We start from the raw sequence: 23,392 nt of genomic DNA on the forward strand, positions 1-23,392 counted from the left end.
GCCCGTTAGAAAAACATCGGCGGGGCGTCGAGGACCGTCTCGTCGACGCGGCGCTCCACCCACTGGCTGAAGGGCTTGTCCAGCTCATACTTGCCCAGCTCGGTCCGCAGGAGGCTCCGCACCTCGGCGTTGTCCGGGTTGTTGAGGGACTCGAAGTACTCCACCGACCAGTGGAACCAGCGCATGCAGAACAGCCGCATGGTGAGTCCGTGGGTGACGAACAGCGCGTTGGGGGCGTAGCTCGGTTTCGACCAGTGCCGGTACAGGGTTTCCATGAAGGAGGAGATCCGGTCGTAGACGTCGGAGCCGGACTCGCCCTCCCGGAAGCGGTAGAAGAAGTGGCCGTAGGCGTTCCGGAGTTCCTTCTGGTCCTCGATCTCACCGGCGATCTGGAAGTTGGCCCAGTCCTGCTCCCGCAGCCGCGGCTCCTCGATCACCCGCTCGATCAGCGGACCGAGGTTGAGCGCCTCCAGGGTCTGGTAGGCCCGAAGGTAGGGGGAGACATACACGCAGGCCTGCCGGCCGTCCAGCAGCCGCCGGACCTGTTCGCCGGCTGCCCGGGCCTGTTCCAGACCGAGTTCGGTCAGCGGAATCCGGTAATCGGGCACCCGGTTGTAGATGGAAGTGTCGGCGTTGGCGGCGGACTGGCCATGCCGGATCAGAATGATTTTCGCGGGCGCACTCATAAACCCCAAGCATAGGGCCCGGCAGCGTCGCGGCCCGGATTCAGGCAACTACCGGCAACTGCAGGCAAGATGGAACCATGTTGGTTCCCTCCCGCCGCCGGCTGCGGATTGAAATGTGGATTGTCCTGGGCTTGTCCCTGGGACAGTCGGCCGTGTATTCGGTGGTGCAACTGCTGGACAAGATGACCAGGGCGCCGCTCGCCGAGGGGACCTCCACGCTGAACCGCTCGCAAAGCAGCCGCGAGTACTTTGACCTCACCTACCAGCTGCTGGACATCATCTTCGCCTTGGTCCCCGTGGTCCTGGTGATCTATTTCCTGACGGAACACCGGCCGTCCGGCCACGGCGTCACGGCCTTCCAGAGACTGGGCCTCAACTTCGACCGGCCCGGCAAGGACCTGCTGCAGGGCTTCGGACTGGCGGCGCTGATCGGCATCCCGTCCCTGGGCCTCTACGCCGCCGGCCGGGCACTCGGCATCACGACGGCGATCATCCCCAGCGCTCTGGACGCCTACTGGTGGACGGTGCCGGTGCTGGTCCTCTCCGCGATCCGGCACGGAATCGTGGAGGAGGTCATCGTGGTGGGCTACCTTCTGGACCGGCTCGGGAAGCTCGGCTGGTCCATGCCTGCGGCCATCTTCGCCAGCGCCATGCTGCGGGGCAGCTACCACCTGTACCAGGGGTTTGGCCCGTTCATCGGCAATGCCATCATGGGTGTCATCTTCGCCGTGGTCTATACCAAAACCCGCCGGCTGATGCCGCTTGTGATCGCCCACGCGGTGCTGGACATCGTGGCATTCGTGGGCTTCAGCCTCTTCGGCAAGGCCATCGGCCTGGGCTGAGCAGGGACCAAGCAACGCTTTACCGGCCGAGCCGCCGGTGCGCCGTTAAAGTATTTCGGCCGCCATCGGTGGGTGACGTCATTGGCACCCGCTGATGGCGGCCGAAGTGTGGGACGGTGAAACGTCAGATCGTGACGGCTCCGGAGGCCGTCTCGAACGTGACGGACAGGATGCCGGGTGTCCCGCGGGGAGCGATCCAGTTCACGGCCACGTCTTCCAGCGGCTTTTCCACCGGAACACCCAGCCATTCGGTGACGCGCTCGGCGGAGCCGGCAATCGTGAGGGCGGACATCTTGACCTGGCTCTCGTAGGCCTTCGACGGGTGGAGTTCCGGGTCGCCTTCCCACTTGAGCATGTACGGGACCTGGGGATCGGCGATGAGCCCGAGGATGCCGATCTGCTTCCAGACCAGTTCGCGGCCGTCCGGGAACTTGCGGTTGCCGTTGACGGCGGCGCGGCCGAGCCGCTCCTCGAACGGGGCCAGGTCGTCAACCTCGACGCACCAGCCCATCCAGCCGCCGCCTGCTTCGGAGCGGGCACGGACGGCCTGGCCGAAGGGGGCCTTGTCGGAAGCCGGGTGGTTCAGGACCTCCACGACCTCCAGGTACTTGTGTCCCGCGAGCGGGATGATCATGTTGCGGGTCCCGAATCGGGGGTGTACTCCGCCCTTCACGGCTTCGACGCCGAGGGCAGACGCAATTCGTTCGGTGGTGGCAGCGAGGCCATCTTGTTCACAGGCGTAAGAGACGTGATCCATGCGCATGACCTCATCTTGGCACTTTGTGATGCGGCTCTCAGCTTAGGCTGGCCTAACCGAAATGGGATGTCATTTTCGGGGAGTCCCCGAAGTGCTCTTTTCCGCGTCATTGCAAGGAACCAGGGGGTCCCGCCGGGCCAGCCGGCCGCCCGGCTTCATCTTCGTCACAAAGCTATCCAGAGCCCGGAACCGGTTCCTAGACTGGGGTCAGGTCATGAGTGCCAGCGCACAGCCCCGGCTTGCTGGCCGGCAACCCTCGTATCGCGGTGGGGTGCCCCGGGTGAAGACCTGGCCGTCCGGCGCCCGCCGGAAGGCAAGCGCGGCGCCAGAGTTGACCCGGGCCACGGTGCTCCGGGCAGTCTGTGCCCAGTCCTCAAAGGAGTCTCCGATGTCCAACGCCTGGTCCTTCGAAACCCGCCAGATCCACGCCGGTCAGGAGCCGGACAGCGCCACCGGTGCCCGGTCGCTCCCGATCTACCAGACGACGTCGTTCGTCTTCCCCAGCGCCGAAAGCGCCGCCAACCGCTTCGCCCTCGCCGAACTGGCTCCCATCTACACCCGGATCGGCAACCCCACCCAGGACGCCGTGGAACAGCGCGTGGCCAGCCTGGAAGGCGGGCTCGCGGCGCTCTTGCTGAGCTCCGGGCAGGCCGCGGAGACCTTCGCGATCCTGAACATCGCCGAGGCCGGCGACCATCTGGTGGCCAGCCCCAGCCTCTACGGCGGCACCTACAACCTCCTGGCGCACACCCTGAAGAAGTTCGGTATCTCCGTGACGTTTGTGGAGGACCCGGACAACCTGGCGCAGTGGCGCGACGCCGTGCAGCCCAACACCAAGCTGTTCTTTGGCGAAGTGGTCTCCAACCCGCGCCAGGACGTCCTGGACATCGAGGGCATCTCGCAGGTGGCGCACGCGGCCGGGGTGCCGCTGATCGTCGACAACACGCTCTCCACCCCGTACCTGATCCGGCCGATCGAGTGGGGTGCGGACATCGTGGTGCACTCCGCCACCAAGTACCTCGGCGGCCATGGCGCCGCGATCGCAGGCGTGATCGTGGACTCCGGCAACTTCGACTTCGGTGCGGATCCGGAGCGGTTCCCGGGATTCAACACCCCTGACCCCACTTACAACGGCCTGGTCTACGCCCGGGACCTCGGCAAGGACGGCGCCCTCGGCGCCAACCTCTCCTACATCCTCAAGGCGCGGGTCCAGCTGCTGCGCGACCTCGGCTCGGCGGTATCCCCGTTCAACGCCTTCCTGATCGCCCAGGGCATCGAGACCCTGAGCCTGCGGGTGGAGCGGCACGTGGCCAATGCCACCGCTGTCGCCGAATGGCTCGAGGCCAGGGCCGACGTCGAATCGGTTGCCTATGCCGGGCTGCCGTCGAGCCCCTGGTACGAGCGCGGCCGCAAGTACGGTCCCAGGGGGACGGGCGCCGTCGTGGCCTTCAACATCGCCGGGGGAGCGGAGGCCGGCAAGCGGTTTGTCGATGCCCTGGAGCTGCACTCCCACGTGGCGAACATCGGTGACGTGCGCTCGCTGGTCATCCACCCGGCGTCGACCACCCACAGCCAGCTCTCCCCGGAGCAGCAGGCCGTTGCCGGCGTCAATCCCGGTCTGGTGCGCCTGTCCGTGGGCCTGGAGCACATCGACGACATCCTCGCGGACCTCGAAGCCGGCTTCCGGGCGGCCAAAGACGCCTGAGCCAGGTCAACGCCCAATTTCCCCACCTTTGCGGGCATGACGCCGGGAATCGCCGACAACTCGGGGCGACCCGCCGCACACGGCCTGCAAAAGTGGGGAAACTGCGGTGCTGACGGATACGGCTGTCACACGGGCGTCACAATCTTCGCCACAACGCCGCCGCGTTTCGTAAACTCAGTGCAGGTCATGAGTGCCAGTGACAGCCCCGGCTTGCTGGCCGGCAACCCTCCTTTTGCGGCGGGGTGCCCCGGGTGAAGACCTGGCCTGCCGGTCAGCTGACGGTGGGCAAGCGCGAAGTTAGGTCCTCACATGACGATTGCCGTCACCCGCCAGGGTGCACCCGTAAACACGACCTCCCACGTCCAGACCCCGGTTCCGGGTGATGCAGCCCTGGATGGAACCGTCCGGTACCTCCGGATTGGCGACCTGGAACTCGAATCCGGCGCCCGGTTGCCGGATGTCACCCTCGGCTATGAGACCTGGGGAACCCTCAATCCGGACGGCTCCAATGCGGTGCTGATCGAACACGCCCTGACGGGGGACACCCACGTCACGCGGGGCGCCGGCGAGGAACCGGGGTGGTGGGAGCAGCTCGCCGGACCCGGCGCCCCCGTGGACACGGACAAGTACTTTGTCGTCTCAATCAACATCCTCGGCGGCTGCTACGGCTCGACGGGACCCTCGACGCCGGCGCCGGACGGCCGGCCCTGGGGCTCCCGCTTCCCGCTGGTCACCCTGCGGGATACGACGGCGGCCGAAGCCAGGCTGGCGGACGCCCTGGGAATCCGCAGCTGGTACGCCGTGCTGGGCGGTTCACTGGGCGGGGCGCGGGCCCTCGAGTGGGCCGTCAGCTACCCGGACCGGGTCCGGCGCTGCGGCGTGTTTTCGGTGGGCGCCAGCAGCACCGCCGAACAGATTGCCTTCGCCCAGGCCCAGACTCTGGCTATCCGGCAGGACCCCAACTTCAACGGCGGGGACTACTACGGCGGTCAGCAGCCGGAAGCAGGCCTGGCACTGGCCCGGCGGATCGCCCACATCACCTACCGCTCGGCCGCGGAGCTGGATGGACGGTTCGGCCGGAATGCCCAGGAGCAAGAGGCCCCGCTGGAAGCAGGCTCGCTGGCCGGCCGCGGCCGCTACCAGGTGGAGAGCTACCTTGACCACCAGGGCAACAAGCTGGTCCGCCGCTTCGATGCGAACAGTTACATCGCCATCACCGAGGCGCTGATGAGCCATGACATCAGCCGCGGCCGCGGCGCCCTCACGGAGGCCCTGGCCCCGGCCACGGCGGAATTCCTGGTGGCGGCCGTCGACTCGGACCGGCTGTACTTCCCGGCCCAGTCCCGGGCGCTGGCCGCCGCCCTGCCGGGGGACGTGGCCGTGCACACCATCGAGGCGCCGATCGGACACGACGGTTTCCTGACCGAGATCGGCCAGCTCAGCAGCCAGCTCCGGCAGAACTTCTTCGGCTAGGCGTTCTTCGGCACTTTGCCTGCCGGGCCGCGCCGGTCCGGCAGAACGACGTCGGGCCTGGACTACCGCTAGCGGCACGACCGCCGGTAGGCTCACGGCGCATGACCACCATTGATGAACAGGGCCGTGCGGAACCTCCCGTCGCGGCCGGCGAGGCCGCCACGCTTCTGGGCTTCCTCGACTACCAGCGGGCCACCCTCGAGTGGAAGTGCGCCGGCCTGGATGCCGCGGGCCTGAGCGCGAAGACCGCTTCCTCGGCCCTGACCCTCGGCGGGCTCCTGAAGCACATGGCCTATGTCGAGGACAGCTGGTTCTCCTACACGCTGCACGGGCAGGACCGGCAACCGCCCTGGAACACGGTGGACTGGAAAGCGGACCCCGACTGGGAATTTTCCTCGGCCGCCGGAGACTCCGCCGGCGAGCTCCGCACCCGCTGGCAGGACACCGTCGTGCGCTCGCGCACCCTCGTGGGCGAGGCCCTTGCCGACGGCGGGATGGACTCACTGGCCCGGCGTCCATGGCCCGACGGCGGGGCGCCCAGCCTGCGGTGGATCCTGTGCCACATGATCGAGGAGTACGCCCGGCACAACGGCCACGCCGATTTGCTGCGCGAATCCGTGGACGGAAGCACCGGAGAATGAGGCCAATTGTGCATTTTTGCAGATGCGCTCTGCACTAATGGCCGTTGAGGAGCGGGGCTTGAGCGTCCATACTCGTTGAGAATGATGCCCGTGTCACAAATCACAGGTATCGATTGCCCAGAGGTCCATAGGGTGTCGACGGAGACGCCAAAGGAGTCGAAATGAGTACGCAAAACGCTGCCGCCAGGCGGCCGGAAGAGGAAGACGTCAAATCGTCCGGCCTCAAAAAAGTAGTAACGGCCTCCATGGCCGGCACCGTTGTCGAGTGGTATGAGTTCTTCCTCTACGCCTCCGCGGCGACCCTCGTCTTCGGCAAGATCTTCTTCCCGAACTCCGGCACGGAACTTGACGGCATTATCGCCGCGTTCCTGACCTACGCTGTCGGCTTCATTGCCCGCCCCATCGGCGGCATCGTCTTCGGCCACTTCGGCGACAAGTTCGGCCGCAAGCAGCTGCTCCAGCTCAGCATCATCCTGGTGGGCGTCTCCACCTTCCTGATGGGCTGCCTGCCCACCTTCCAGCAGATCGGCTACTGGGCTCCGGCACTCCTCGTCTTCCTGCGCTTCGCCCAGGGCTTCGCTGTTGGCGGTGAATGGGGCGGTGCAGTTCTGCTCGTTGCCGAGCACAGCCCCAGCAAGTCCCGCGGCTTCTGGTCCTCCTGGCCGCAGTCCGCCGTTCCGCTGGGCAACCTGCTCGCCACCGGTGTGCTGTTCACGCTGTCCGCCACCCTGTCCTCCGCTGACTTCCTCAGCTGGGGCTGGCGCGTGGCCTTCTGGCTCTCCGCCGTAATCGTGCTGGTCGGCTACTACATCCGGACCAAGGTCACTGACGCCCCCATCTTCCTGGAGGCCCAGAAGGAAGTCACCGAAGAGAAGAAGGGCTACGGCGTCGGCGAAGTGTTCCGCCGCTACCCCCGCGGCGTTTTCACCGCCATGGGCCTGCGCTTCGCGGAGAACATCCTCTACTACCTCGTAGTCACGTTCTCCATCACCTACCTGAAGGTCATCGTCCAGACGGACACCTCCCGGATCCTGCTCCTGCTGCTCGTGGCGCACGCAATCCACTTCGCCGTGATCCCCATGGTCGGCAGGCTCTCCGACAACCTCGGCCGCAAAAAGGTCTACATGGCGGGCGCCATCCTGGGTGGCACCTGGGGCTTCTTCGCCTTCCCGATGATGGACACCAAAAACGACCTCATCATCCTCGCGGCGATCACCATCGGCCTGCTGTTCCACTCGCTCATGTACGCCGGCCAGCCGGCCATCATGGCCGAAATGTTCCCGACCCGGATGCGCTACTCCGGCGTCTCGCTGGGATACCAGGTCACCTCGATCGTGGCCGGTTCGATGGCGCCGATCATCGCCGTCGCCTTGCTGAGCCAGTTCAAGTCCTCGACGCCGGTGGCCATCTACCTCCTCGGTGCCTGTGTGGTCACGATGGTGGCCGTGTTCTTCCTCAAGGAAACCCGCGGCATCTCCCTGCACGACGTCGACGCCGCGGATGCCCAGGGCACCGCGGATCTGCTCGCCGCTGCCAAGAAGTAGGCAAGCAGAACCGACAGCAACAACGAAGCAACGGCAACAGCCCGGGCCCCGCACTGCGGGGCCCGGGCTGTTGCCGTTTGCGCCGTCCGGCTGAGCCTGCCAGACCGGCTCAGCCGGCCAAGACTACTCAGCCTGCCAACACGTCTTGGCGGGCGGCAATCTCAGTCCGGATCGCCTCCAGCACGGCCTGCACGGGCGCCGAACGCAGGGACTCCGCCCGTGCCACCGCCCAGATGGGGAGCTGCCGCTGGAAGTCGTCCGGCAGCACCGGCAGGAACGTGGGGTCGCCCACCACCAGGAAGTTGGGCAGCAGGCCGATGCCGGCTCCCCGCCGGACGGCTTCCAGCTGGGCAAAGATGCTGGTGGCCTGGAAACTGGACCGGGGGACGGGCAACTGGGTGGAGCGGTGGCCCAGTTCCGCGACCTGCAGCGCCGACTCCACGTACGAGACAAAGCCGTGCTGCCGGACGTCGTCGAGCGTCACCGGCAGGCCGTGTTCCCCGGCGTACTGCGGGCTCGCGTAGAGCCGAAGGAAATAGTTGGACAGGAAGATGGTCTGCGCATTGCTGACGTCCAGGTTGCCCACCACCACCTCGAGGTCCACTCCGGACCGGTTCTGGCTGACCTTGCGGGTAGCGCTGAGCATTTCAACGTTGAGCAGCGGGTGCGCCCGCTGCAGCCGCACCAGGGCAGGCGCCACGAAGCCGGCGCCGAAGCCGTCCGGGGTGCTGATCCGGACCAGGCCCGAGAGGACGTCCTCGGACCGCGCGATCCGGTTGGTGAGCGCCCCGAGCGTTCCCTCGATCGCCTCGGCGGCGGCTACCGCCTCGTTGCCCAGATCGGTCAGTTCCCAGCCGTGCGGGCTCCGCTCGAGGGTGCGCCCGCCGAGCTGCCTGTCCAGGGCCAGGATCCGCCGGGAGATGGTGGTGTGGGTGGTGCCGAGCGTTTCAGCCACCGCATTGAACCTGCCCAGCCGGGCGACGGTCAGCAGGATCAGCAGATCGTCCGGACTCGGAAGCCGCCTTAAGTCCACCAGAACTCCTCCGGATCAAGGTATGTGCATCCATGCACATACCGTCTGTAGTTTTTCCCCTTGATTGCACTGTAACAGGATGTGATGCTTGACACGGACATCCGGCGAACGGCCGGATCGCGCACACTGCGCCAATCAGCAATACAGCAAAGACGCACAGCGCGAAGCAAAAGCAAAGGAGCTTATGCCATGGCAGTAATCGCTTGGATCGGACTGGGGAACATGGGCGGGTCCATGTCGGTAAATCTCGCCAAGGCCGGCCACGACGTCCGCGGCTTCGACCTTAACGCCGAGGCCGTGGCCGCCGCAGAGGCGGGCGGCGTCAAGCCCGCCGGGAGCATCGCGGACGCCGTCGACGGCGCCGACGTCGTCTTCACCATGCTTCCCAAGGGCGAGCACGCCCGCGCCGTGTACCTCGGCGAAGACGGGGTCCTGGCCCACGCGGACACCCGCACGCTGCTGGTGGATTCCTCCACGATCGACATCGCCTCCGCCCAGGCCCTGCACGACGCCGCCGCTGCCGCCGGCTTCCGCTTCGTCGACGCACCGGTGTCCGGCGGCATGAGTGGCGCGAAGGCCGCCACCCTGACCTTCATGATCGGCGGCGAAGCCGGCGCCGTGGCTGAGGCGACCGAGTACATCAAGCCGATGGCCGCCAACATCATCCCGACCGGCGGGGCGACCACCGGCCAGGCCGCCAAGATCTGCAACAACCTCATGCTTTTCATCAACCTGGCCTCCACGGCCGAAGGCGCCGTCCTGGCCGACCGGCTCGGGCTGGACAAGCAGGTCTTCTGGGACATCGCGTCCGTCTCCTCCGGCGACAGCTGGGCGCTGCGCACGTGGTACCCGGTGGCCGGCGTGGTCCCCACCGCGGCCTCCAACAACGACTTCGCCCCGACCTTCACCACCGAACTGGCCAACAAGGACATCGGACTCGCCATCAGCGCGGCCCGGGACACCGGCACCCCGCTGGAAATCGGCGAGCACGTCCAGCAGCTCTTCCAGCGCCTGATCGACGCCGGCCAGTCCGGCACCGACTGCTCCGCGATCGTCAAGCTGGTCGACGGCTCCCTCGACGCCGCCAACTAGCCTCCACATTCTTTAGAAAGAGAACCACCATGGAACGCATTCCGCACTTCATCAACGGCGCCCTGATTTCCGACGCCGAGCGCTACGGCCCGGTCTTCAACCCGGCCACCGGCGAGCAGGAGAAAGAGGTCGCCCTGGCCTCCGCCGCCCGCGTCGAGGAGGCCATCCAGGCCGCCCGCGCCGCCCTGCCCGGCTGGCGCGCCACCAGCCTCGCCAAGCGCACCACCATCTTCTTCAAGGTCCGCGAACTGCTCATGCAGCGCCGGCCCGAACTGGCCGCCCTGCTGACCAGCGAACACGGCAAGGTCCTCTCCGACGCCGAGGGCGAGATCACCCGCGGCCTGGAGAACATCGAGTTCGCCACCGGGCTGTCCCACGCGCTCAAGGGCGAGCGCTCCGAGCAGGTGGCCAGCGGCGTCGACGTCCACTCCGTGCGCCAGCCGGTCGGCGTCGTCGCCTGCATCACCCCGTTCAACTTCCCGGCTATGGTGCCGCTGTGGATGATCGGCAGCGCCCTGGCCTGCGGCAACACCGTGCTCCTCAAGCCCAGCGAGAAGGACCCGTCCTCCGCCAACTTCATCGCGCAGGCCTTTGCCGAGGCCGGCCTGCCCGCCGGTGTGCTCAATGTCGTGCACGGCGACAAGGAAGCCGTCGACGTCCTGCTCGAACACCCCGACGTCAAGGCCGTCAGCTTCGTCGGCTCGACGCCGATCGCCCAGTCCATCTACAAGCGCGCCGCCGACCACGGCAAGCGCGTGCAGGCCCTGGGCGGCGCCAAGAACCACATGGTGGTCCTGCCCGACGCGGACCTGAACATGGCGGCCGACGCCGCCGTCTCGGCGGCCTACGGTTCCGCCGGCGAACGCTGCATGGCGGTCAGCGTGCTGGTCGCCGTCGGGAACATCGCCGATGAGCTCGTCGAGGCGATCACCACCCGGATGGCCACGCTCAAGATCGGCCCCGGCACGGACCCGGCATCGCAGATGGGCCCGCTGATCACCGCGGAGCACCGCGACAAGGTCGCCTCCTACGTCGCCGGCGCGGCCGAGGAAGGCGCCACCGTGGTGGTGGACGGCCGGGACCAGCAGTTCGACTCCAAGGGCTTCTTCATCGGCGTCAGCCTGGTTGACCACGTCAAGCCCGGCATGAAGGTCTACGACGACGAGATCTTCGGCCCGGTCCTGTCCGTGGTCCGCGTCGAGAGCTACGCCGACGCCGTCCAGCTCGTCAACGACAACGAGTTCGGCAACGGCACGGCGATCTTCACCCGCGACGGCGGCGCCGCGCGGCAGTTCGAGTTCGACGTCGAGGCCGGCATGGTGGGCGTCAACGTGCCGATCCCGGTTCCGGTGGGCACCTTCTCCTTCGGTGGCTGGAAGAACTCGCTCTTCGGCGACACCCACATGTACGGCCCGGAGAGCATCCGCTTCTACACCCGCGGCAAGGTAGTGACCACCCGCTGGCCGGACCCGTCCACCTCGGTGATCGACCTCGGCTTCCCGCAGGTCGACTAGCCCCACACGCCGCAGCAACGCGGGGTCACTCCGAGCCCATCCACGACTGGATGATGGGCCGTAAGTGACTCCGCGTTGCTTGGGTTTTGGGGATTAGAGTGGCAGGCAGGAACACCCAGGACCCAGGAGGCATCGTGACCACGCTCGCCAACCGCCCCAACACGGCTTTGCTCGTTGTCGACATGCAGCTCGGCGTCGTTGCGGATGCTTATCGCCGTGACGACGTCATCGTGACCATCGCCGACCTCGTGGAGAAGGCTCGCGGCGCCGGCGTCGACGTCGTCTGGGTCCAGCACAGCGGCGAGGAGCTCCCGCGGGGCAGCGACGGCTGGCAGTACGTGCCGGAGCTCGCTCGGCGCGAGTCGGAGCCGCTCGTGCTGAAGGAGTACAGCGACGCGTTCGACGCGACTGACCTGGAGTCCGTGCTTGCCGATCGCGGCATCGGCCGCTTCTTCCTCGCCGGAGCGCAGACCGACGAGTGCATCCGTTCGACCCTCCACGGCGGTATCACCCGCGGCTACGATGTCACGCTGGTCGCGGACGCCCACACCACCGAGGACCTGAGCGAATTTGGCGCGCCGCCGCCGGAGCTGGTGGTGGCGCACACCAATTTGTACTGGCAGTACCACAGGGCCCCCGGGAGGACGGCAGGAACGGTCAACGCGGCCGACGTCGACTTCGCTAGCCCTTCATGATCTCCGCACGCTGGGCCATGTAGTCCTCCATGGTGAGATCGCCGTCGCTGTAGCGCTGGTCCAGTTCCGCGAGCTTGCGCGCCCGGAATCCCTGCGGCGCTGCCGCGGACGGCGGCGGGGGCACGGCGGGCCCGGAAGGCGGGGGAGTGCTGGACCGCTGGGTACCGACCTGCGGGGCACCGAACTGCTGGGCGTCCTGCTGCGGGAGGGGCCGCGGCTGGTTCCCGGGGTAGTCCGGGCTGTCCTCATAGGGGACGGGGTATTGGCCTGGGTACGGCTGGCCGGGGTACGGCTGGCCGGGGTACTGCTGGTTTGCCGGCGGCATGGGCTGGCGCGGCGCGCCGAGCTCGCCGAAGGCCCCGAAATAGTCCCGTTGCGTCATGCCGTCGCGCGGCTGCTTGTTCTGGGGCCCCGGATAGGGGCCGGGACCGTATCCGGATTGGCCGCCGGGGAACTGCCCGAACTGGTCCGGGCCGCCGGGCATGCCCGTGTTCTGGTTCCTGCCCCGCATGGACCTCTTGTAGTAGCGCATCGCCATCGGGATCAGGAATGACAAAATGATGATCCAAAAGAACAGACTGTTCACGGTACCGGGCCTCTCAGGAAGTGTACTTCCAGCTTAACGCCCGCCCTCTGTCTGAAGTGCCCCGTGGTGCCCGGCCGCCCGGGACCGCGGCTTCGTCATACGGCGCGGACGGCCGGCAGCCCCAGGAACTTGCCGTACGACGCCACAGCCTGGTTGATGGCGGATTCCGTTTCGGGATCCGTCCGGGTCCGCAGCCGGATATCCAGCTCGCAGCGGCCGCTGACCAAGCGGTGCCGCCACACCCCGGCCAGCCGGCCGTCCCGCAGCACCAGATGTGCCGGTTCGCCCGCTGCCGGCGCAAATGGCGCCGCGCCGCCCAGATAATGCCGCGACGCCGAGTACCCCATGACGTATTCGTCGTAGCACTGGACCAGATCGATCCGGGGCTGGACACTGGCGGCCGCCGTGACGGCAGTCTCCGGCCCGACATGGAAGTCGACGCCGTCGATCCGCACTGTCTCCAGCACCCCGGGCGAGCTGCCCTGCACGAGCCGCAGCCCTGCCCGGACATCCGCCAGGGTCAGCCCGGACCAGTCCGCGCAGTCCCTGTCCGTCGCCGGGCCGCGGCTTGCGAAATACCGCCGGACCAGTTCGGCAAGGGCTGCCGGCCTTTCCAGCAGCGCGGCCGGGGCGGCGGGAACGCGCTCCTCAAAGAGCGCATAGCTCTGCTTCAGCGCTCCTCCCGCACTCCGCACCGGGATCCCGCTGGCCAGCACCCCGCTGGCCTCGGCGTGCATGATCCGGTACGCCAGCCCAAGGCCCTCGGCGGCCAGGCCCGCTGTCCGGAGTACTTCGGCGAGCTGCTCCCTGGTCTTGTGCGCGCCGCCGGCCACGGCTCCGGCCAGCACCCGGTTGCTCTTCGCGGCCTCAGCGGCATCGAGCCCGGTCCGGCGGTACATCCCCGCGTTCCCCTGGTGAATCCGGGGCGCGGAGAGCGCCAGCAGCCAGCGCAGGTCGTCCCGGTGCACAAAATGCCATGTGGGCCTCAAAATGTGGGTGCGCAGGATGGTCCCGTCGGACACTGCCTGCTCCACCGCGGCGGCTGTGCTTCCCGCGCTGCGCTGGGCCAGCGTCCAGCGGGCGTAGGCGAACTCCTGGGACTGCACCGCCAGCAGGTTCTTCAGCGCGTCCTCCGCCGTGGGCGCGAAGGGTTCGCGCAACCGCTGATGGCGCAGCCGCAGCCGCACGACGTCGTCGGGGTCCATCACATCATTCCGGCCGCTGCGCTGCGGCGGTCAGGAGCGCACGGGCTCTTCGGCGCCGGGCGGGCCCTCGCCCGAGCCGAGGGGCATTCCGGGGCCGAAGACCGGGCCGGGGAGGGGGCGCTTGGCCGTAATGCCGTCGCCGGAGGACCGGTGCCGGAGCCGGCGGACCACCCACGGCACAAAGTGTTCGCGCGCCCACACCAGATCCCCGGAGCGTGCCTGCCGCCAGCTGCGGGGCGGCAGGGGCTTGGGGGAGAGCGGTTCCAGGGTGTGCTCGACGTTCAGGGAATCCAGGACCATGGCCGCGATGGTGTGGTGGCCCAGCGGCGAGAAGTGCAGACGGTCCGCATCCCACATTTGCGGATCGTTCAGCTGCCGCAGGGACCACATGTCCGCGATGATGGCGTCGTGGCGGGCCGCGATGGTGCGGAGGTTCTCGTTGTAGATGGCCACTTTGCTGCGCACCCGGCCCAGCACGGTCGAGCCGGTGTCGGGGCCGTTGAAGAGGACCACCGTCGCGCCGGCCAGGCTGAGGATCTGCACCACCGAGTCCAGCTTCTCGGCCAGGGCATCCGGATCCCCGCCGGGGCGGATCAGGTCGTTCCCGCCGGCGGACAACGTCACAAGATCGGGCCGGAGGGACAGGCAGTGTGCCAGCTGCTGGTCCACGATCTGCTGCAGGAGCCGGCCCCGGACGGCCAGGTTGGCGTAGGCAAAACCCTCGTGGCCGCGGCTTAGCTCCTCGGCCACGCGGTCCGCCCAGCCCCGATGGCCGCCCGGACTCGCCGGTTCGGGATCACCGATGCCTTCCGTGAAGGAATCCCCCATGGCCACATACCGGGTCCAGGGGTGGGTAACGGCGTTGTCTGGAGAGTTCTCCATCGCTTCGGTTTCGCTCACCTTCATATCGTGCACTGTTCCTGCAAAGCTACGCCACCGTAGGTTGTTACCTTCGGGTAACTGTAAGAATGGACCCATGACTTCCGCCGTTGCCTTCCCCGCCCCCGTTGTCCTCTGGTCCAAGCCCGCGGAGGAGCGGGCCGGAAAGCCGCTCCTGGTCCTGCTCCACGGCTACGGGGCCAACGAAGAGGACCTCCTGAGCCTGGCGGACCTGCTGCCGCAGGAATTCGTGGTGGCCTCGGTGCGCGCCCCGATGGTGTCCGGTGCGGGCTTTACCTGGTTCCCGCTGACCGCCTCGATCGACTACTCCCTGGAAGCGGTCAAGGAAGCCGCCTCGTACGTGGAGGACTGGCTGGACTCGGTCCGTCCCGACCACCCGTCCGTGACGCTGCTGGGCTTTTCGATGGGGATGGCGCTGGCCACCACCTTGCTCCGGCGGCGGCCCGCGGACTACGCCGCCGTCGTAGGGCTGTCCGGGTTTGCGGTCGACGCCGACGGCGACCCCAGCTTCCGCGACGCCGAACTGGACGGGACGGTGCCGGTGTTCTGGGGCCGCGACCAGCAGGATCCGGTCATCACGCCGGACAAGATCGAGTTCACCATGGGCTGGGTGCGCAAGCACGTGAAGCTCACCAAGGTGCTCTACACCGGCATGTGGCACGGCATCAACCAGCAGGAAATCGGGCACGTGTCCGAGTTCCTCACGCACGGCGTGCTGGCCAAGTAGCCCCACGACGCAATTGCCCCACGACGCTCGGCGGCTTACGCCCGCGTCGAATGCCGGGGCTAGGCTCCGGCGGGGGTGCTGATCCGCACGGTCTGGCCGTTGACGGTCACGGTGTCGCCGTGACGGAGCTGACGGCCGCGGCGTTCGTCGATCTCACCGTTGACCTTGACGAGCCCGGCCTTGATCAGCTCGGCCGCCTCCACCCCGTCCTCGACCAGGCTGGCGAGCTTCAGCAGCTGGCCAAGCCGGATCATGTCGTCGCGGATGGGGATCTCTTCGATTTCCGGGTTGCTCATACAAGCAATGATGCCTGACGTAAGGTGACAGCAATGACCCACGCTCCCCGGCTTCCCTTCCTGGCAGGGCTTCCCCTCGCGGTGGCGGCGGGACTGCTTATGCCTGTCCAGGGCCGGATCAACGGCGCCCTCGGGGCGGCGCTCGCGGACGGGATCGCCGCCGCCGTCGTGAGTTTCACCACGGGGCTGGCACTGATGACTGTGATATCGCTCGCGCTGCCGAAAGGGCGGGCCGGGCTGGCCCGGATCCTGCCGGCCGTAAGGGAACGCAAATTCCCGCCCTACTATGTCCTGGCCGGCTGCATCGGCGGGTTCTTCGTCTTCGCGCAGTCGTTCACCGTGGGCCTGCTGGGCGTCGCCCTGTTCACTGTTGCCACCGTGACCGGGCAGACCCTGAGCGGGCTGCTTGTGGACCGGATGGGGATCGGCCCGGCCGGCAAGAGGTCCATCACCGGGATCCGGGTGATCGGCAGCATCCTGACCGTCGCCGCCGTCGCCTGGGCCGTCTCGCCGAGATTCTCCGGCACGGGTCCCGGGCCGGGGGAGCTGCTGGTCCCGGTGCTCCTGCCCGTGCTGGCCGGGTTCCTGATGAGCTTCCAGCAGGCCATGAACGGCACCGCCGCCATGCACTACGGCACGCCCATTGCCGCGACCCTGATGAATTTCATCGCCGGGTCGGTCATGCTGTGGGCCGCCTGGCTGGTCAAGACCGCCGTCACGGGACCGGGCAACGCGCTGCCGGGGGAGTGGTGGTACTACCTTGGCGGCCCCTTGGGCTGCGTCTTTATCGGCGTCGGAGCCCTGCTGGTCCGCAGCCTGGGCGTCCTGGTGACGGGACTCGGCATGATCGCGGGCCAGCTGCTGGGCTCCCTGGGGCTGGACCTCGTCTTCCCGGCGCCCGGCACCGTGGTGGCGCTTCCCACGGTGCTCGGGACGCTGCTGACCCTCGCCGCGATCGTGCTGGCCAGCCTGCCGTGGCCGAAGGGCGCCCTGAAGCGGTGACCCTGAAGCGGTGACCCTGAAGCGGCGCCGGGAGGCGGCAGGCCGGTAGGCTAGGAGGCGCCGCTTCCTGCACCGCCATCAGCCAGCCCGTCAACACGGGCGCGTGGTTGTTGCGTTCACAGTCTTGTGGCCAGTTTTTGCGTTTTTGTAGTGCCCCGTCCGGCACCCAGCCGGGGTTCCGGGGCTAAGACCGCGGACCGCACCCAGCGGCCCTGTAGAAAGTGGAGTTCCCATGGCAGCAAAATCCGTCCTCGACCAGATCATTTCCCTCGCCAAGCGCCGGGGTTTCGTATTCCAGGCCGGTGAGATCTATGGAGGCTCGCGTTCTGCCTGGGACTACGGGCCCCTGGGTGCCGAGCTCAAGGAGAACATCAAGCGCCAGTGGTGGCAGTCCGTGGTCCGCGGCCGCGAAGACGTCGTCGGCCTTGACTCCTCCGTCATCCTGCCCCGCCAGGTCTGGGAAGCGTCCGGCCACGTCGACGTGTTCTCCGACCCGCTGGTGGAATGCCTCTCCTGCCACAAGCGCTACCGCGCCGACCACCTCGAAGAAGAATACGAGGAAAAGAAGGGCCGTCCGGCCGAGAACGGCCTCAAGGACATCGCCTGCGCCAACTGCGGCACCCGCGGCGAATGGACCGAACCCCAGGAATTCTCCGGCCTGCTCAAGACCTACCTCGGGCCGGTGGCCAGCGAAGAGGGCCTGCACTACCTGCGCCCCGAAACGGCGCAGGGCATCTTCGTCAACTTCAGCAACGTCCTGACCACCTCCCGCAAGAAGCCTCCGTTCGGCATTGGCCAGATCGGCAAGTCCTTCCGCAACGAGATCACCCCGGGCAACTTCATTTTCCGCACCCGCGAGTTCGAGCAGATGGAGATGGAATTCTTCGTCGAGCCCGGCACCGACGAGCAGTGGCACCAGTACTGGATGAAGGAGCGGATGTCCTGGTACACCGGCCTCGGCATCCGGGAAGACAACCTGCGCTTCTTCGAGCACCCGCTGGAAAAGCTCAGCCACTACTCCAAGGGCACCACGGACATCGAATACCGCTTCGGGTTCCACGGCTCCGAGTGGGGCGAGCTCGAGGGCATCGCCAACCGCACGGACTTTGACCTGTCCACGCACGCCAAGGCCTCCGGCCAGGACCTGAGCTACTTCAACCAGGCCACCAACGAGCGCTACACGCCGTACGTGATCGAGCCCGCCGCCGGCCTCACCCGCTCCTTCATGGCCTTCATGATCGACGCGTACACCGAGGACGAGGCACCCAACGCCAAGGGCGGCGTCGACATCCGCACCGTGCTCAAGCTCGATCCGCGCCTGGCCCCGGTCAAGGCAGCCGTACTGCCGCTGAGCCGCAACGAGGACCTGTCCCCGAAGGCCAAGGACCTCGCCGCGCAGCTGCGCAAGAGCTGGAACATCGAGTTCGACGACGCCGGCGCGATCGGCCGCCGCTACCGCCGCCAGGACGAAATCGGCACCCCGTTCTGCATCACCGTGGACTTCGAGACCCTGGACGACCAGGCCGTCACCATCCGCGAACGCGACACCATGAGCCAGGAACGCGTCTCCCTGGACAAGGTGGAGGGCTACCTGGCCGCACGGCTGATCGGCGCCTGACCATGGCGATCGAATACCGTGAATGGCGCGACGGCGACGATCTCGCCCTGCTCGAAATCTGGGGCGGACCCGAAACCGAACAGGCCCGGCAGTTCCGCGGCACCCTGGCGCCCTCGGGCAACGCGCCGTGGCGGCGCTGCATCGTCGCCGAGGACGTCGTCGACGGCGTGGCCATCCCGGTCGCGGCGGCCGTGGTCCACGAGGCCTCGCTGCACCCGGAACGGCTCTGGGCCTACATCGAGGTTGACCGGCACCACCGGCGCACCGGCGTCGGCTCCACCCTGCTGACCATGCTGCGGCACGAAGCCGCCCAGTCGCCGTCGGGCGTTTCCCGGCTCCGCACGAAGGTGGAGCCCGGCAGCCCCGGCGCTGCCTTCGCCGAGGCGGCGGGACTGGCCCCGATCCAGCGCTCCCGGCTGGTCGTCGTGGAGCCGGGGGCGCTCAAGCTGCCCGTCTTCGGCGACGGCTCCGAGGCTGCCGCCTCCGAGCAGGTCGAGGACCTGGCCACCGGCTCGGTGGAGCTCAGCGGCGTCGTGGGCCGGTACTACACGGCCGTGCACGGCTGGGACAGCCCGGGCGAGCTCAGCATTGCCACCGTCCAGCGGTTGTTCCTGGACGAACTCAGCGGGGCCCACGGCGCGATCGTGCTCCGGGCGCCGAAGGCCAGCGCCTTCGGCCAGGGCGTGCCGGCCAGCAGGAAGGGCCGGCTCGAGGCCTTCGTCATCAGCTACGCCGAGGTTTCCTCCGCAGGGGACCGCGCGGCAGGCGAGGGCGCGGCCGCGTCCGGCCAGCCCACCGACGTGTTCTTGGGCCACGAACCGGAGCTCTCCGCGGAGGAGGCCCAGGCCGCTGTCCGGGACCTGCTCGCGCTGATTGCGTTCCAGCACCCCGTGGTGCTGGAGCTGGACGATTCGATGGAGGCCCTGCGCGCCGTCGTCGAACCCCTGCTGGAGACCGGCAAGGCCCGTGTCCAGGGCGCCGACACGCTCGTCGTCTCGGATCCCGCCTAGGACTTAAACCCAACTGACCCGCAGTTGCGGCCGTGATAAAACGGCCACAGCTGCGGGTCAGCTGCGTTGAAGGCTACTTGGCCGGCGGCATCACCGGCGGAACGAAGTCGAACGTCATCCCCAGCAGCCAGACGAGCAGCAGCACCACCGGCAGGTGGAACACGAACTGCAGGAACGTAAAGCCCACCAGGTCGCGGGCCCGCAGCCGCAGCACCGCCAGCAGGGGCAGCATAAAGAACGGGTTGATCAGGTTCGGCAGAGCCTCGGCGATGTTGTAGATCTGCACGGTCCAGCCGAGGTTCATCTGCACATCGGTGGCGGACTGCATCACATACGGAGCCTCCACCAGCCACTTGCCGCCGCCGGAGGGGACCAGCAGACCCAGCAGGGCCGTGTACAGCGCAATGACGACGGCGAAGCCGCCGCCGCTGCCGATCTCCGTAAAGAACTCGGCCAGGTGCGCGGAGACGGTCATGCCGCCGTGGCCGGTGGCCTTGGTCAGGATCGCGGCCATCGCGGCGTACAGCGGGAACTGGACCAGGATGCCGGCGGTGGCCGGCACGGCCTTGGTGACGGCCTGCAGGAAGTTCCGCGGGGTGCCGTGCAGCACCAGGCCGAGGATCAGGAAGACCAGCAGGTAGCCGTTGAGGCTGCTCACCACGGTCAGGAAGGGCTTGGTCAGGAACTGCGAAACCAGCCAGCCGAGCGTCAGGAGGCCGGCCAGGATCGGCAGGATCATGCTGTATTCGAGCCATTCGCCCGGGCGGGAGCGCGGCTCCGGTTCGCTGGGTTCGTCGTCAAGGTCGACGCCGAGATCCGCCGCGGTGCGGATGGCGCCGCCCTGGGGTGCCGAGAAGTGCGCGATCACCGTGGTGAGCGCCATCAGGATGGCCAGGGTGAGCAGCGACTGCCAGGTGAAGATGGTGGTGCCGAAGTCCAGGATGCCGGTGATCTTCAGCAGGGCCGGCGGCAGCGAGGCAGCCGTGGCCTGCAGCTGCGCCGCGGAGGAGGACAGGCCGAGCGCCCAGACGGCACCGAGTCCCATGAAGGCTGCAGCGCCAAGGGCCCGGTAGTCCACGGTCAGGTCCTTGCGGCGGGCGATGGCCCGGGCCAGGAGGCCGCCGAAAATCAGGCTGAGGCCCCAGTTGAGGAAGGACACCGACATCGACATCAGCGCCACGAAGCTCACGGCGGTGCGGGCGGTGGCGGGAATGACGGCCAGCCGGTTGATCAGCTTCGCCACGGGCGGGGAGGTCGCCACGACGTAGCCGGTCAGCACCACCATGGCCATCTGCAGGGTGAAGGCGGTCAGGTCCCAGAATCCGTTGCCGAAGGAATCGGCGATCGACTGGGGCGAGGCGCCGATGGCCAGGGCAGCCAGGGCGATGATGATGACGCCGGCGAGGGCGAAGATGTAGGCGTCCGGGAACCACTTCTCGGTCCACGCCGCCATCCGTTGGGCTATTCGGGCGAGACCGCGTTCTTCGCCGATGCCGCTTTTCGTCAGGACTGTGTTTGCCACAGAGGAGTACCTCTCCATTGAGTGCGATTTTGTACCCGATGGAGTTTAGTCAAGACGATCGCGGTAACCGGGCTTATCGGCGCCGGCCGCCTGCGCGCCGCGGGCCCTCGGCCTCCTCCAGCCGCCGGCGTTCCGCTTCGCTGGGGGCTCCGCCGCCCAGTTCCGCCGGCATCCACCAGGCGCCCGGAGCCGGTTTCAGTGGGAAGTCCGCGATGCAGGCGTCGATCCCGGACTGGAGGACTGCGCGCAGCGCGTCGGTCGCCGCCGCGGCGTCCCGGGACGGGTCAACGGTCACCGGTTCGCCCACGTGGATCCGCACCGGGGCGCGCCAGGCGCGTCCTAAGGAGAAGCCGTGGCGGCGGGTCATCAGCCGGTGGGCGCCCCAGACGGAGACCGGGATGACCGGCACCCCGGCTTCGGCGGCCATCCGCGCGGCGCCGGTCTTGCATTCGCGCACCCGGAAACTGCGGCTGACCCCGGCTTCCGGCAGGATCGCGATGTATTCGCCCGCGCGGAGCTTCTGCACGGCGGCGTCGTAGGCGTGCGCTCCCGTGTCATAGCCGACGACGACGTGCCCGGCGGCGCTGATGGCGGGGCCGGCGAACCAGTGGTCGGCAGCGCCCTGGGTGACCAGGAAGCGCATCTGGACCCTGGCGTGCCGCCACAGCAGCAGTTCGGCGAACGCGAAGTCGAGGTAGCCGAAATGCGTGATCGCGACGACGGCGCCTGTGCCCGGGACAGCGTGGCGGGATGAGCGGTGCGGGGCATCGCTGGTTGCTTTGCTGCTTGGTTGGCCGCGGGTCTCGCTGCCCGTCTCCGGGAGGTGCTCCTGCCCGGTGACGATGACGCGGATCCGGAACAGCCGGCGCAGTGCAAGCCCGGTGCGGACAATGACGCGGTAGAAGCGGTCGCTGGGCCGGGGGCGCCAGGCCATCTCATTGACCGCCCGGCTGGTGCTTGCCTTGCTGGTGCCCGGCGCTGCGGGGCCGGCGCGGGGGCAGCGGCAGGAACCCCGAGGTGGATTCCACGTACTCCTTGTAGCCGGGGCGGGCGGACATGGCCTTTTCGGTCAGCGGCTTGCCGGACTTGCCGGCGAGCAGCCAGATCATCAGCACGGGGGAGAGGACGGTCAGCACGCCCGGCCAGGAATCGGCGGCGACGAGGAATATTCCGGTCCAGACGGCGGCGTCGCCGAAGTAGTTCGGGTGGCGGGTGTAGCGCCAGAGCCCGGTGTCGAGCACGGTGCCGCGCCGCGAGGGGTCGTTCTTGAACTGCGCCAGCTGCCAGTCGCCGACCGTCTCGAAGACGAAGCCGACCGCCCAGATCATGACGCCCAGCCAGGCCAGCCAGCCGAGGCTCCCGGTGCTGAACATCCCCACCTGGACGGTGAGCGAGACGAAGAACAGGATCACGCCCTGGGGCAGGTAGACCTTGCGCAGCGCGTAGATGTTGCGGGACCCGGGGGCGGAGGAGAGCATGTCCACGTACCGTGGATCCTCGTGGCCGCCGCGGGCCCGGAGGCCGATGTGGAGGGCAAGGCGGATGCCCCAGACCGCCACGAGCGCCAGCAGCAGCAGGCGGCGGCCGCCGTCGCCGTGTCCGGCCGAGAGGAACCAGGAGATGACGGCCGCAACGACAAAGCCGAGGCCCCAGACGGTGTCGATGACCGAGTGGCGGCTCTGGCGGACGGCAACGGCGTAGGTGACGGCCAGCAGCACCACGAGGCCCGCGGCCACCCACGGGAGGCTGGCCAGGAAGGCATCCAGCGGAAAGTCGGGCATCACAGCACCACCGGGAGGCTGGCGCCGGCCGCGGGAAGAAGGCTGCGGAACGTGTCGGCGCGGCCTTGCACGTTGCGGCCTGAACTGCCGGCGAAGGCGTCAAGGATGAAGCCGGTCGCGAGCGAGTTCCACAGGCTGACCCGGCGGAACATGAAGTGACCCGCCCCTTTGAGGGCGACGTAGTCCACGGACTCCGCGACGCCGTCGGCCCGGCGTGCGTAGGCGAGCGAGTTCGCGGGGCTGGTCCAGCGGTCGTCGGTGCCGTGGACGATCAGGATCCTGCGCCCGGCCACGCGGCTCACCGGGGTTTCGCCGTTGAGCCAGGGCGCGAGGGCGACGACGGCTTCCACCTGCGGGTGGTCGGCGACGCAGAGGGCGGTCAGGCCGCCCATCGAGTGGCCGAGGAGATAGACGGGGACCCCGGGATGTTCGCGGCTGATGCGGGAGAGGGCCCAGCGGGCATCCTGCACAGGGGACATGTCCTTTCCGTTCCAGCCCCGGTACCGGTTCCGGAGAGTCCACACGGCCAACCCGTCGCGTCCGCCGGCACGCCGGAGGGCCCGGGCGAACGGAAGCATCCGGGCGGGGCTGAGGTGCGTTCCGCGGACGGATTCGTAGCTGTCCGCGCGGCCGCCGTGCAGGACCAGGGCGACGCCTCGGGTTTCCCCGGTGGCTCCGGCAATGCTCAACTCGGCCCTGGCATCCGCCCCGGCTCCCGCCGCCGCAGGTTCACGGTCGTCCATCTTGCGTCTGGCCACGCTGT

The 23,392-nt window shown here is 68.1% G+C and carries 23 protein-coding genes and 2 riboswitches; of the genes, 12 read left to right on the forward strand and 11 right to left on the reverse strand.

What is annotated here, in order from left to right:
• Nucleotides 1-5: 5 nt before the first annotated feature.
• On the reverse strand, nt 6-686 hold the full coding sequence (locus tag AC1DF4_RS10935; protein ID WP_476912923.1) for a histidine phosphatase family protein: 681 nt from the start codon (nt 684-686) through the stop codon (nt 6-8).
• Nucleotides 687-763: 77 nt separating this feature from the next.
• On the opposite strand from AC1DF4_RS10935, the gene AC1DF4_RS10940 reads away from it, so the two are divergent.
• Complete coding sequence (locus AC1DF4_RS10940) at nt 764-1,528, forward strand: CPBP family intramembrane glutamic endopeptidase (protein WP_476912924.1); 765 nt, start codon at nt 764-766, stop codon at nt 1,526-1,528.
• Nucleotides 1,529-1,652: 124 nt separating this feature from the next.
• Here the strand turns inward: AC1DF4_RS10940 and AC1DF4_RS10945 are convergent, their stop codons facing one another.
• Complete coding sequence (locus AC1DF4_RS10945; RefSeq protein WP_224049028.1) at nt 1,653-2,291, reverse strand: VOC family protein; 639 nt, start codon at nt 2,289-2,291, stop codon at nt 1,653-1,655.
• A gap of 204 nt (nt 2,292-2,495) precedes the next feature.
• A riboswitch (SAM riboswitch) is annotated at nt 2,496-2,611 on the forward strand.
• Between the two features lie 20 nt (nt 2,612-2,631).
• On the opposite strand from AC1DF4_RS10945, the gene AC1DF4_RS10950 reads away from it, so the two are divergent.
• The 4 genes from AC1DF4_RS10950 (at nt 2,632) to AC1DF4_RS10965 (ending at nt 7,648) form a co-directional block, all read left to right on the forward strand.
• Nucleotides 2,632-3,990 (forward strand): bifunctional o-acetylhomoserine/o-acetylserine sulfhydrylase, encoded by a 1,359-nt coding sequence (locus tag AC1DF4_RS10950; RefSeq protein ID WP_476913090.1) that lies wholly within the window; start codon nt 2,632-2,634, stop codon nt 3,988-3,990.
• Between the two features lie 182 nt (nt 3,991-4,172).
• Nucleotides 4,173-4,288, forward strand: a riboswitch (SAM riboswitch).
• 11 nt (nt 4,289-4,299) lie between these two features.
• Complete coding sequence (metX, locus tag AC1DF4_RS10955) at nt 4,300-5,463, forward strand: homoserine O-acetyltransferase MetX (protein WP_476912925.1); 1,164 nt, start codon at nt 4,300-4,302, stop codon at nt 5,461-5,463.
• 101 nt (nt 5,464-5,564) lie between these two features.
• On the forward strand, nt 5,565-6,104 hold the full coding sequence (locus AC1DF4_RS10960; protein WP_476912926.1) for a DinB family protein: 540 nt from the start codon (nt 5,565-5,567) through the stop codon (nt 6,102-6,104).
• 161 nt (nt 6,105-6,265) lie between these two features.
• Nucleotides 6,266-7,648 (forward strand): MFS transporter, encoded by a 1,383-nt coding sequence (locus AC1DF4_RS10965; RefSeq protein ID WP_476912927.1) that lies wholly within the window; start codon nt 6,266-6,268, stop codon nt 7,646-7,648.
• A gap of 127 nt (nt 7,649-7,775) precedes the next feature.
• Here AC1DF4_RS10965 and AC1DF4_RS10970 read toward each other — a convergent pair whose 3' ends face one another.
• Nucleotides 7,776-8,681 carry a LysR family transcriptional regulator gene (locus AC1DF4_RS10970; protein WP_476912928.1) on the reverse strand — a complete coding sequence of 302 codons (906 nt, stop codon included), beginning with the start codon at nt 8,679-8,681 and terminating at the stop codon, nt 7,776-7,778.
• 189 nt (nt 8,682-8,870) lie between these two features.
• Here AC1DF4_RS10970 and mmsB point away from each other — a divergent pair, with 189 nt between their 5' ends.
• The 3 genes from mmsB to AC1DF4_RS10985 all read left to right on the forward strand — a co-directional run bounded on the left by mmsB (nt 8,871) and on the right by AC1DF4_RS10985 (nt 11,982).
• Nucleotides 8,871-9,773 carry a 3-hydroxyisobutyrate dehydrogenase gene (gene mmsB / locus AC1DF4_RS10975; RefSeq protein ID WP_476912929.1) on the forward strand — a complete coding sequence of 301 codons (903 nt, stop codon included), beginning with the start codon at nt 8,871-8,873 and terminating at the stop codon, nt 9,771-9,773.
• A gap of 29 nt (nt 9,774-9,802) precedes the next feature.
• On the forward strand, nt 9,803-11,287 hold the full coding sequence (locus AC1DF4_RS10980; RefSeq protein ID WP_476912930.1) for a CoA-acylating methylmalonate-semialdehyde dehydrogenase: 1,485 nt from the start codon (nt 9,803-9,805) through the stop codon (nt 11,285-11,287).
• A gap of 134 nt (nt 11,288-11,421) precedes the next feature.
• Nucleotides 11,422-11,982, forward strand: coding sequence for an isochorismatase family protein (locus AC1DF4_RS10985; protein WP_476912931.1), 561 nt, complete (start codon nt 11,422-11,424; stop codon nt 11,980-11,982).
• On the opposite strand, the gene AC1DF4_RS10990 is transcribed toward AC1DF4_RS10985, so the two are convergent.
• The 3 genes from AC1DF4_RS10990 to AC1DF4_RS11000 form a co-directional block, all read right to left on the reverse strand.
• Complete coding sequence (locus AC1DF4_RS10990; protein WP_476912932.1) at nt 11,969-12,568, reverse strand: hypothetical protein; 600 nt, start codon at nt 12,566-12,568, stop codon at nt 11,969-11,971. The genes AC1DF4_RS10985 and AC1DF4_RS10990 overlap by 14 nt on opposite strands.
• 95 nt (nt 12,569-12,663) lie before the next feature.
• Complete coding sequence (locus AC1DF4_RS10995) at nt 12,664-13,773, reverse strand: winged helix DNA-binding domain-containing protein (RefSeq protein WP_476912933.1); 1,110 nt, start codon at nt 13,771-13,773, stop codon at nt 12,664-12,666.
• Between the two features lie 30 nt (nt 13,774-13,803).
• Nucleotides 13,804-14,679, reverse strand: a complete 876-nt coding sequence (locus AC1DF4_RS11000; protein ID WP_441405568.1) for an SGNH/GDSL hydrolase family protein — start codon at nt 14,677-14,679, stop codon at nt 13,804-13,806.
• A 70-nt stretch (nt 14,680-14,749) separates the two neighbouring features.
• On the opposite strand from AC1DF4_RS11000, the gene AC1DF4_RS11005 reads away from it, so the two are divergent.
• Complete coding sequence (locus tag AC1DF4_RS11005) at nt 14,750-15,400, forward strand: alpha/beta hydrolase (protein WP_476912934.1); 651 nt, start codon at nt 14,750-14,752, stop codon at nt 15,398-15,400.
• Nucleotides 15,401-15,459: 59 nt separating this feature from the next.
• On the opposite strand, the gene AC1DF4_RS11010 is transcribed toward AC1DF4_RS11005, so the two are convergent.
• Nucleotides 15,460-15,696 carry an RNA-binding S4 domain-containing protein gene (locus AC1DF4_RS11010; RefSeq protein WP_441405566.1) on the reverse strand — a complete coding sequence of 79 codons (237 nt, stop codon included), beginning with the start codon at nt 15,694-15,696 and terminating at the stop codon, nt 15,460-15,462.
• Between the two features lie 33 nt (nt 15,697-15,729).
• Between AC1DF4_RS11010 and AC1DF4_RS11015 the strand changes: the two genes are divergently transcribed.
• From AC1DF4_RS11015 to AC1DF4_RS11025, 3 genes are all read left to right on the forward strand, one after another.
• Complete coding sequence (locus AC1DF4_RS11015; RefSeq protein WP_476912935.1) at nt 15,730-16,698, forward strand: DMT family transporter; 969 nt, start codon at nt 15,730-15,732, stop codon at nt 16,696-16,698.
• Between the two features lie 232 nt (nt 16,699-16,930).
• The gene (locus AC1DF4_RS11020) at nt 16,931-18,316 is read left to right on the forward strand and encodes a glycine--tRNA ligase (RefSeq protein ID WP_056432683.1); all 1,386 of its coding nucleotides are present in this window, start codon (nt 16,931-16,933) and stop codon (nt 18,314-18,316) included.
• A gap of 2 nt (nt 18,317-18,318) precedes the next feature.
• On the forward strand, nt 18,319-19,326 hold the full coding sequence (locus tag AC1DF4_RS11025; RefSeq protein WP_476912936.1) for a GNAT family N-acetyltransferase: 1,008 nt from the start codon (nt 18,319-18,321) through the stop codon (nt 19,324-19,326).
• A gap of 73 nt (nt 19,327-19,399) precedes the next feature.
• On the opposite strand, the gene AC1DF4_RS11030 is transcribed toward AC1DF4_RS11025, so the two are convergent.
• From AC1DF4_RS11030 to AC1DF4_RS11045, 4 genes are all read right to left on the reverse strand, one after another.
• On the reverse strand, nt 19,400-20,848 hold the full coding sequence (locus tag AC1DF4_RS11030; protein WP_476912937.1) for a short-chain fatty acid transporter: 1,449 nt from the start codon (nt 20,846-20,848) through the stop codon (nt 19,400-19,402).
• Between the two features lie 73 nt (nt 20,849-20,921).
• Entirely contained in the window at nt 20,922-21,782 is an 861-nt protein-coding gene (locus AC1DF4_RS11035) for a lysophospholipid acyltransferase family protein (RefSeq protein WP_476912938.1), read from the reverse strand.
• A 1-nt stretch (nt 21,783) separates the two neighbouring features.
• Nucleotides 21,784-22,629 (reverse strand): DUF1295 domain-containing protein, encoded by an 846-nt coding sequence (locus AC1DF4_RS11040; RefSeq protein ID WP_476912939.1) that lies wholly within the window; start codon nt 22,627-22,629, stop codon nt 21,784-21,786.
• Nucleotides 22,629-23,387, reverse strand: coding sequence for an alpha/beta hydrolase (locus AC1DF4_RS11045; protein WP_476912940.1), 759 nt, complete (start codon nt 23,385-23,387; stop codon nt 22,629-22,631). The genes AC1DF4_RS11040 and AC1DF4_RS11045 overlap by 1 nt, the downstream gene beginning before the upstream one ends.
• Between the last annotated feature and the right edge of the window lie 5 nt (nt 23,388-23,392).

This window comes from Arthrobacter sp. 05N429, assembly GCF_056397045.1.

Bases quoted from the DNA above. Each gene is read 5' to 3' on its own strand.
- AC1DF4_RS11020 (WP_056432683.1), top strand. From the start codon at position 16,931: ATGGCAGCAAAATCCGTCCTCGACCAGATCATTTCCCTCGCCAAGCGC.
- AC1DF4_RS10965 (WP_476912927.1), top strand. From the start codon at position 6,266: ATGAGTACGCAAAACGCTGCCGCCAGGCGGCCGGAAGAGGAAGACGTC.
- AC1DF4_RS10935 (WP_476912923.1), bottom strand. From the start codon at position 686: ATGAGTGCGCCCGCGAAAATCATTCTGATCCGGCATGGCCAGTCCGCC.
- AC1DF4_RS11035 (WP_476912938.1), bottom strand. From the start codon at position 21,782: ATGGCCTGGCGCCCCCGGCCCAGCGACCGCTTCTACCGCGTCATTGTC.
- metX (WP_476912925.1), top strand. From the start codon at position 4,300: ATGACGATTGCCGTCACCCGCCAGGGTGCACCCGTAAACACGACCTCC.
- AC1DF4_RS11010 (WP_441405566.1), bottom strand. From the start codon at position 15,696: ATGAGCAACCCGGAAATCGAAGAGATCCCCATCCGCGACGACATGATC.
- AC1DF4_RS11015 (WP_476912935.1), top strand. From the start codon at position 15,730: ATGACCCACGCTCCCCGGCTTCCCTTCCTGGCAGGGCTTCCCCTCGCG.
- AC1DF4_RS10945 (WP_224049028.1), bottom strand. From the start codon at position 2,291: ATGCGCATGGATCACGTCTCTTACGCCTGTGAACAAGATGGCCTCGCT.
- AC1DF4_RS11005 (WP_476912934.1), top strand. From the start codon at position 14,750: ATGACTTCCGCCGTTGCCTTCCCCGCCCCCGTTGTCCTCTGGTCCAAG.
- AC1DF4_RS10995 (WP_476912933.1), bottom strand. From the start codon at position 13,773: ATGGACCCCGACGACGTCGTGCGGCTGCGGCTGCGCCATCAGCGGTTG.
- AC1DF4_RS11025 (WP_476912936.1), top strand. From the start codon at position 18,319: ATGGCGATCGAATACCGTGAATGGCGCGACGGCGACGATCTCGCCCTG.
- AC1DF4_RS10980 (WP_476912930.1), top strand. From the start codon at position 9,803: ATGGAACGCATTCCGCACTTCATCAACGGCGCCCTGATTTCCGACGCC.
- mmsB (WP_476912929.1), top strand. From the start codon at position 8,871: ATGGCAGTAATCGCTTGGATCGGACTGGGGAACATGGGCGGGTCCATG.
- AC1DF4_RS11040 (WP_476912939.1), bottom strand. From the start codon at position 22,629: ATGCCCGACTTTCCGCTGGATGCCTTCCTGGCCAGCCTCCCGTGGGTG.
- AC1DF4_RS10960 (WP_476912926.1), top strand. From the start codon at position 5,565: ATGACCACCATTGATGAACAGGGCCGTGCGGAACCTCCCGTCGCGGCC.
- AC1DF4_RS10940 (WP_476912924.1), top strand. From the start codon at position 764: ATGTTGGTTCCCTCCCGCCGCCGGCTGCGGATTGAAATGTGGATTGTC.
- AC1DF4_RS11000 (WP_441405568.1), bottom strand. From the start codon at position 14,679: ATGAAGGTGAGCGAAACCGAAGCGATGGAGAACTCTCCAGACAACGCC.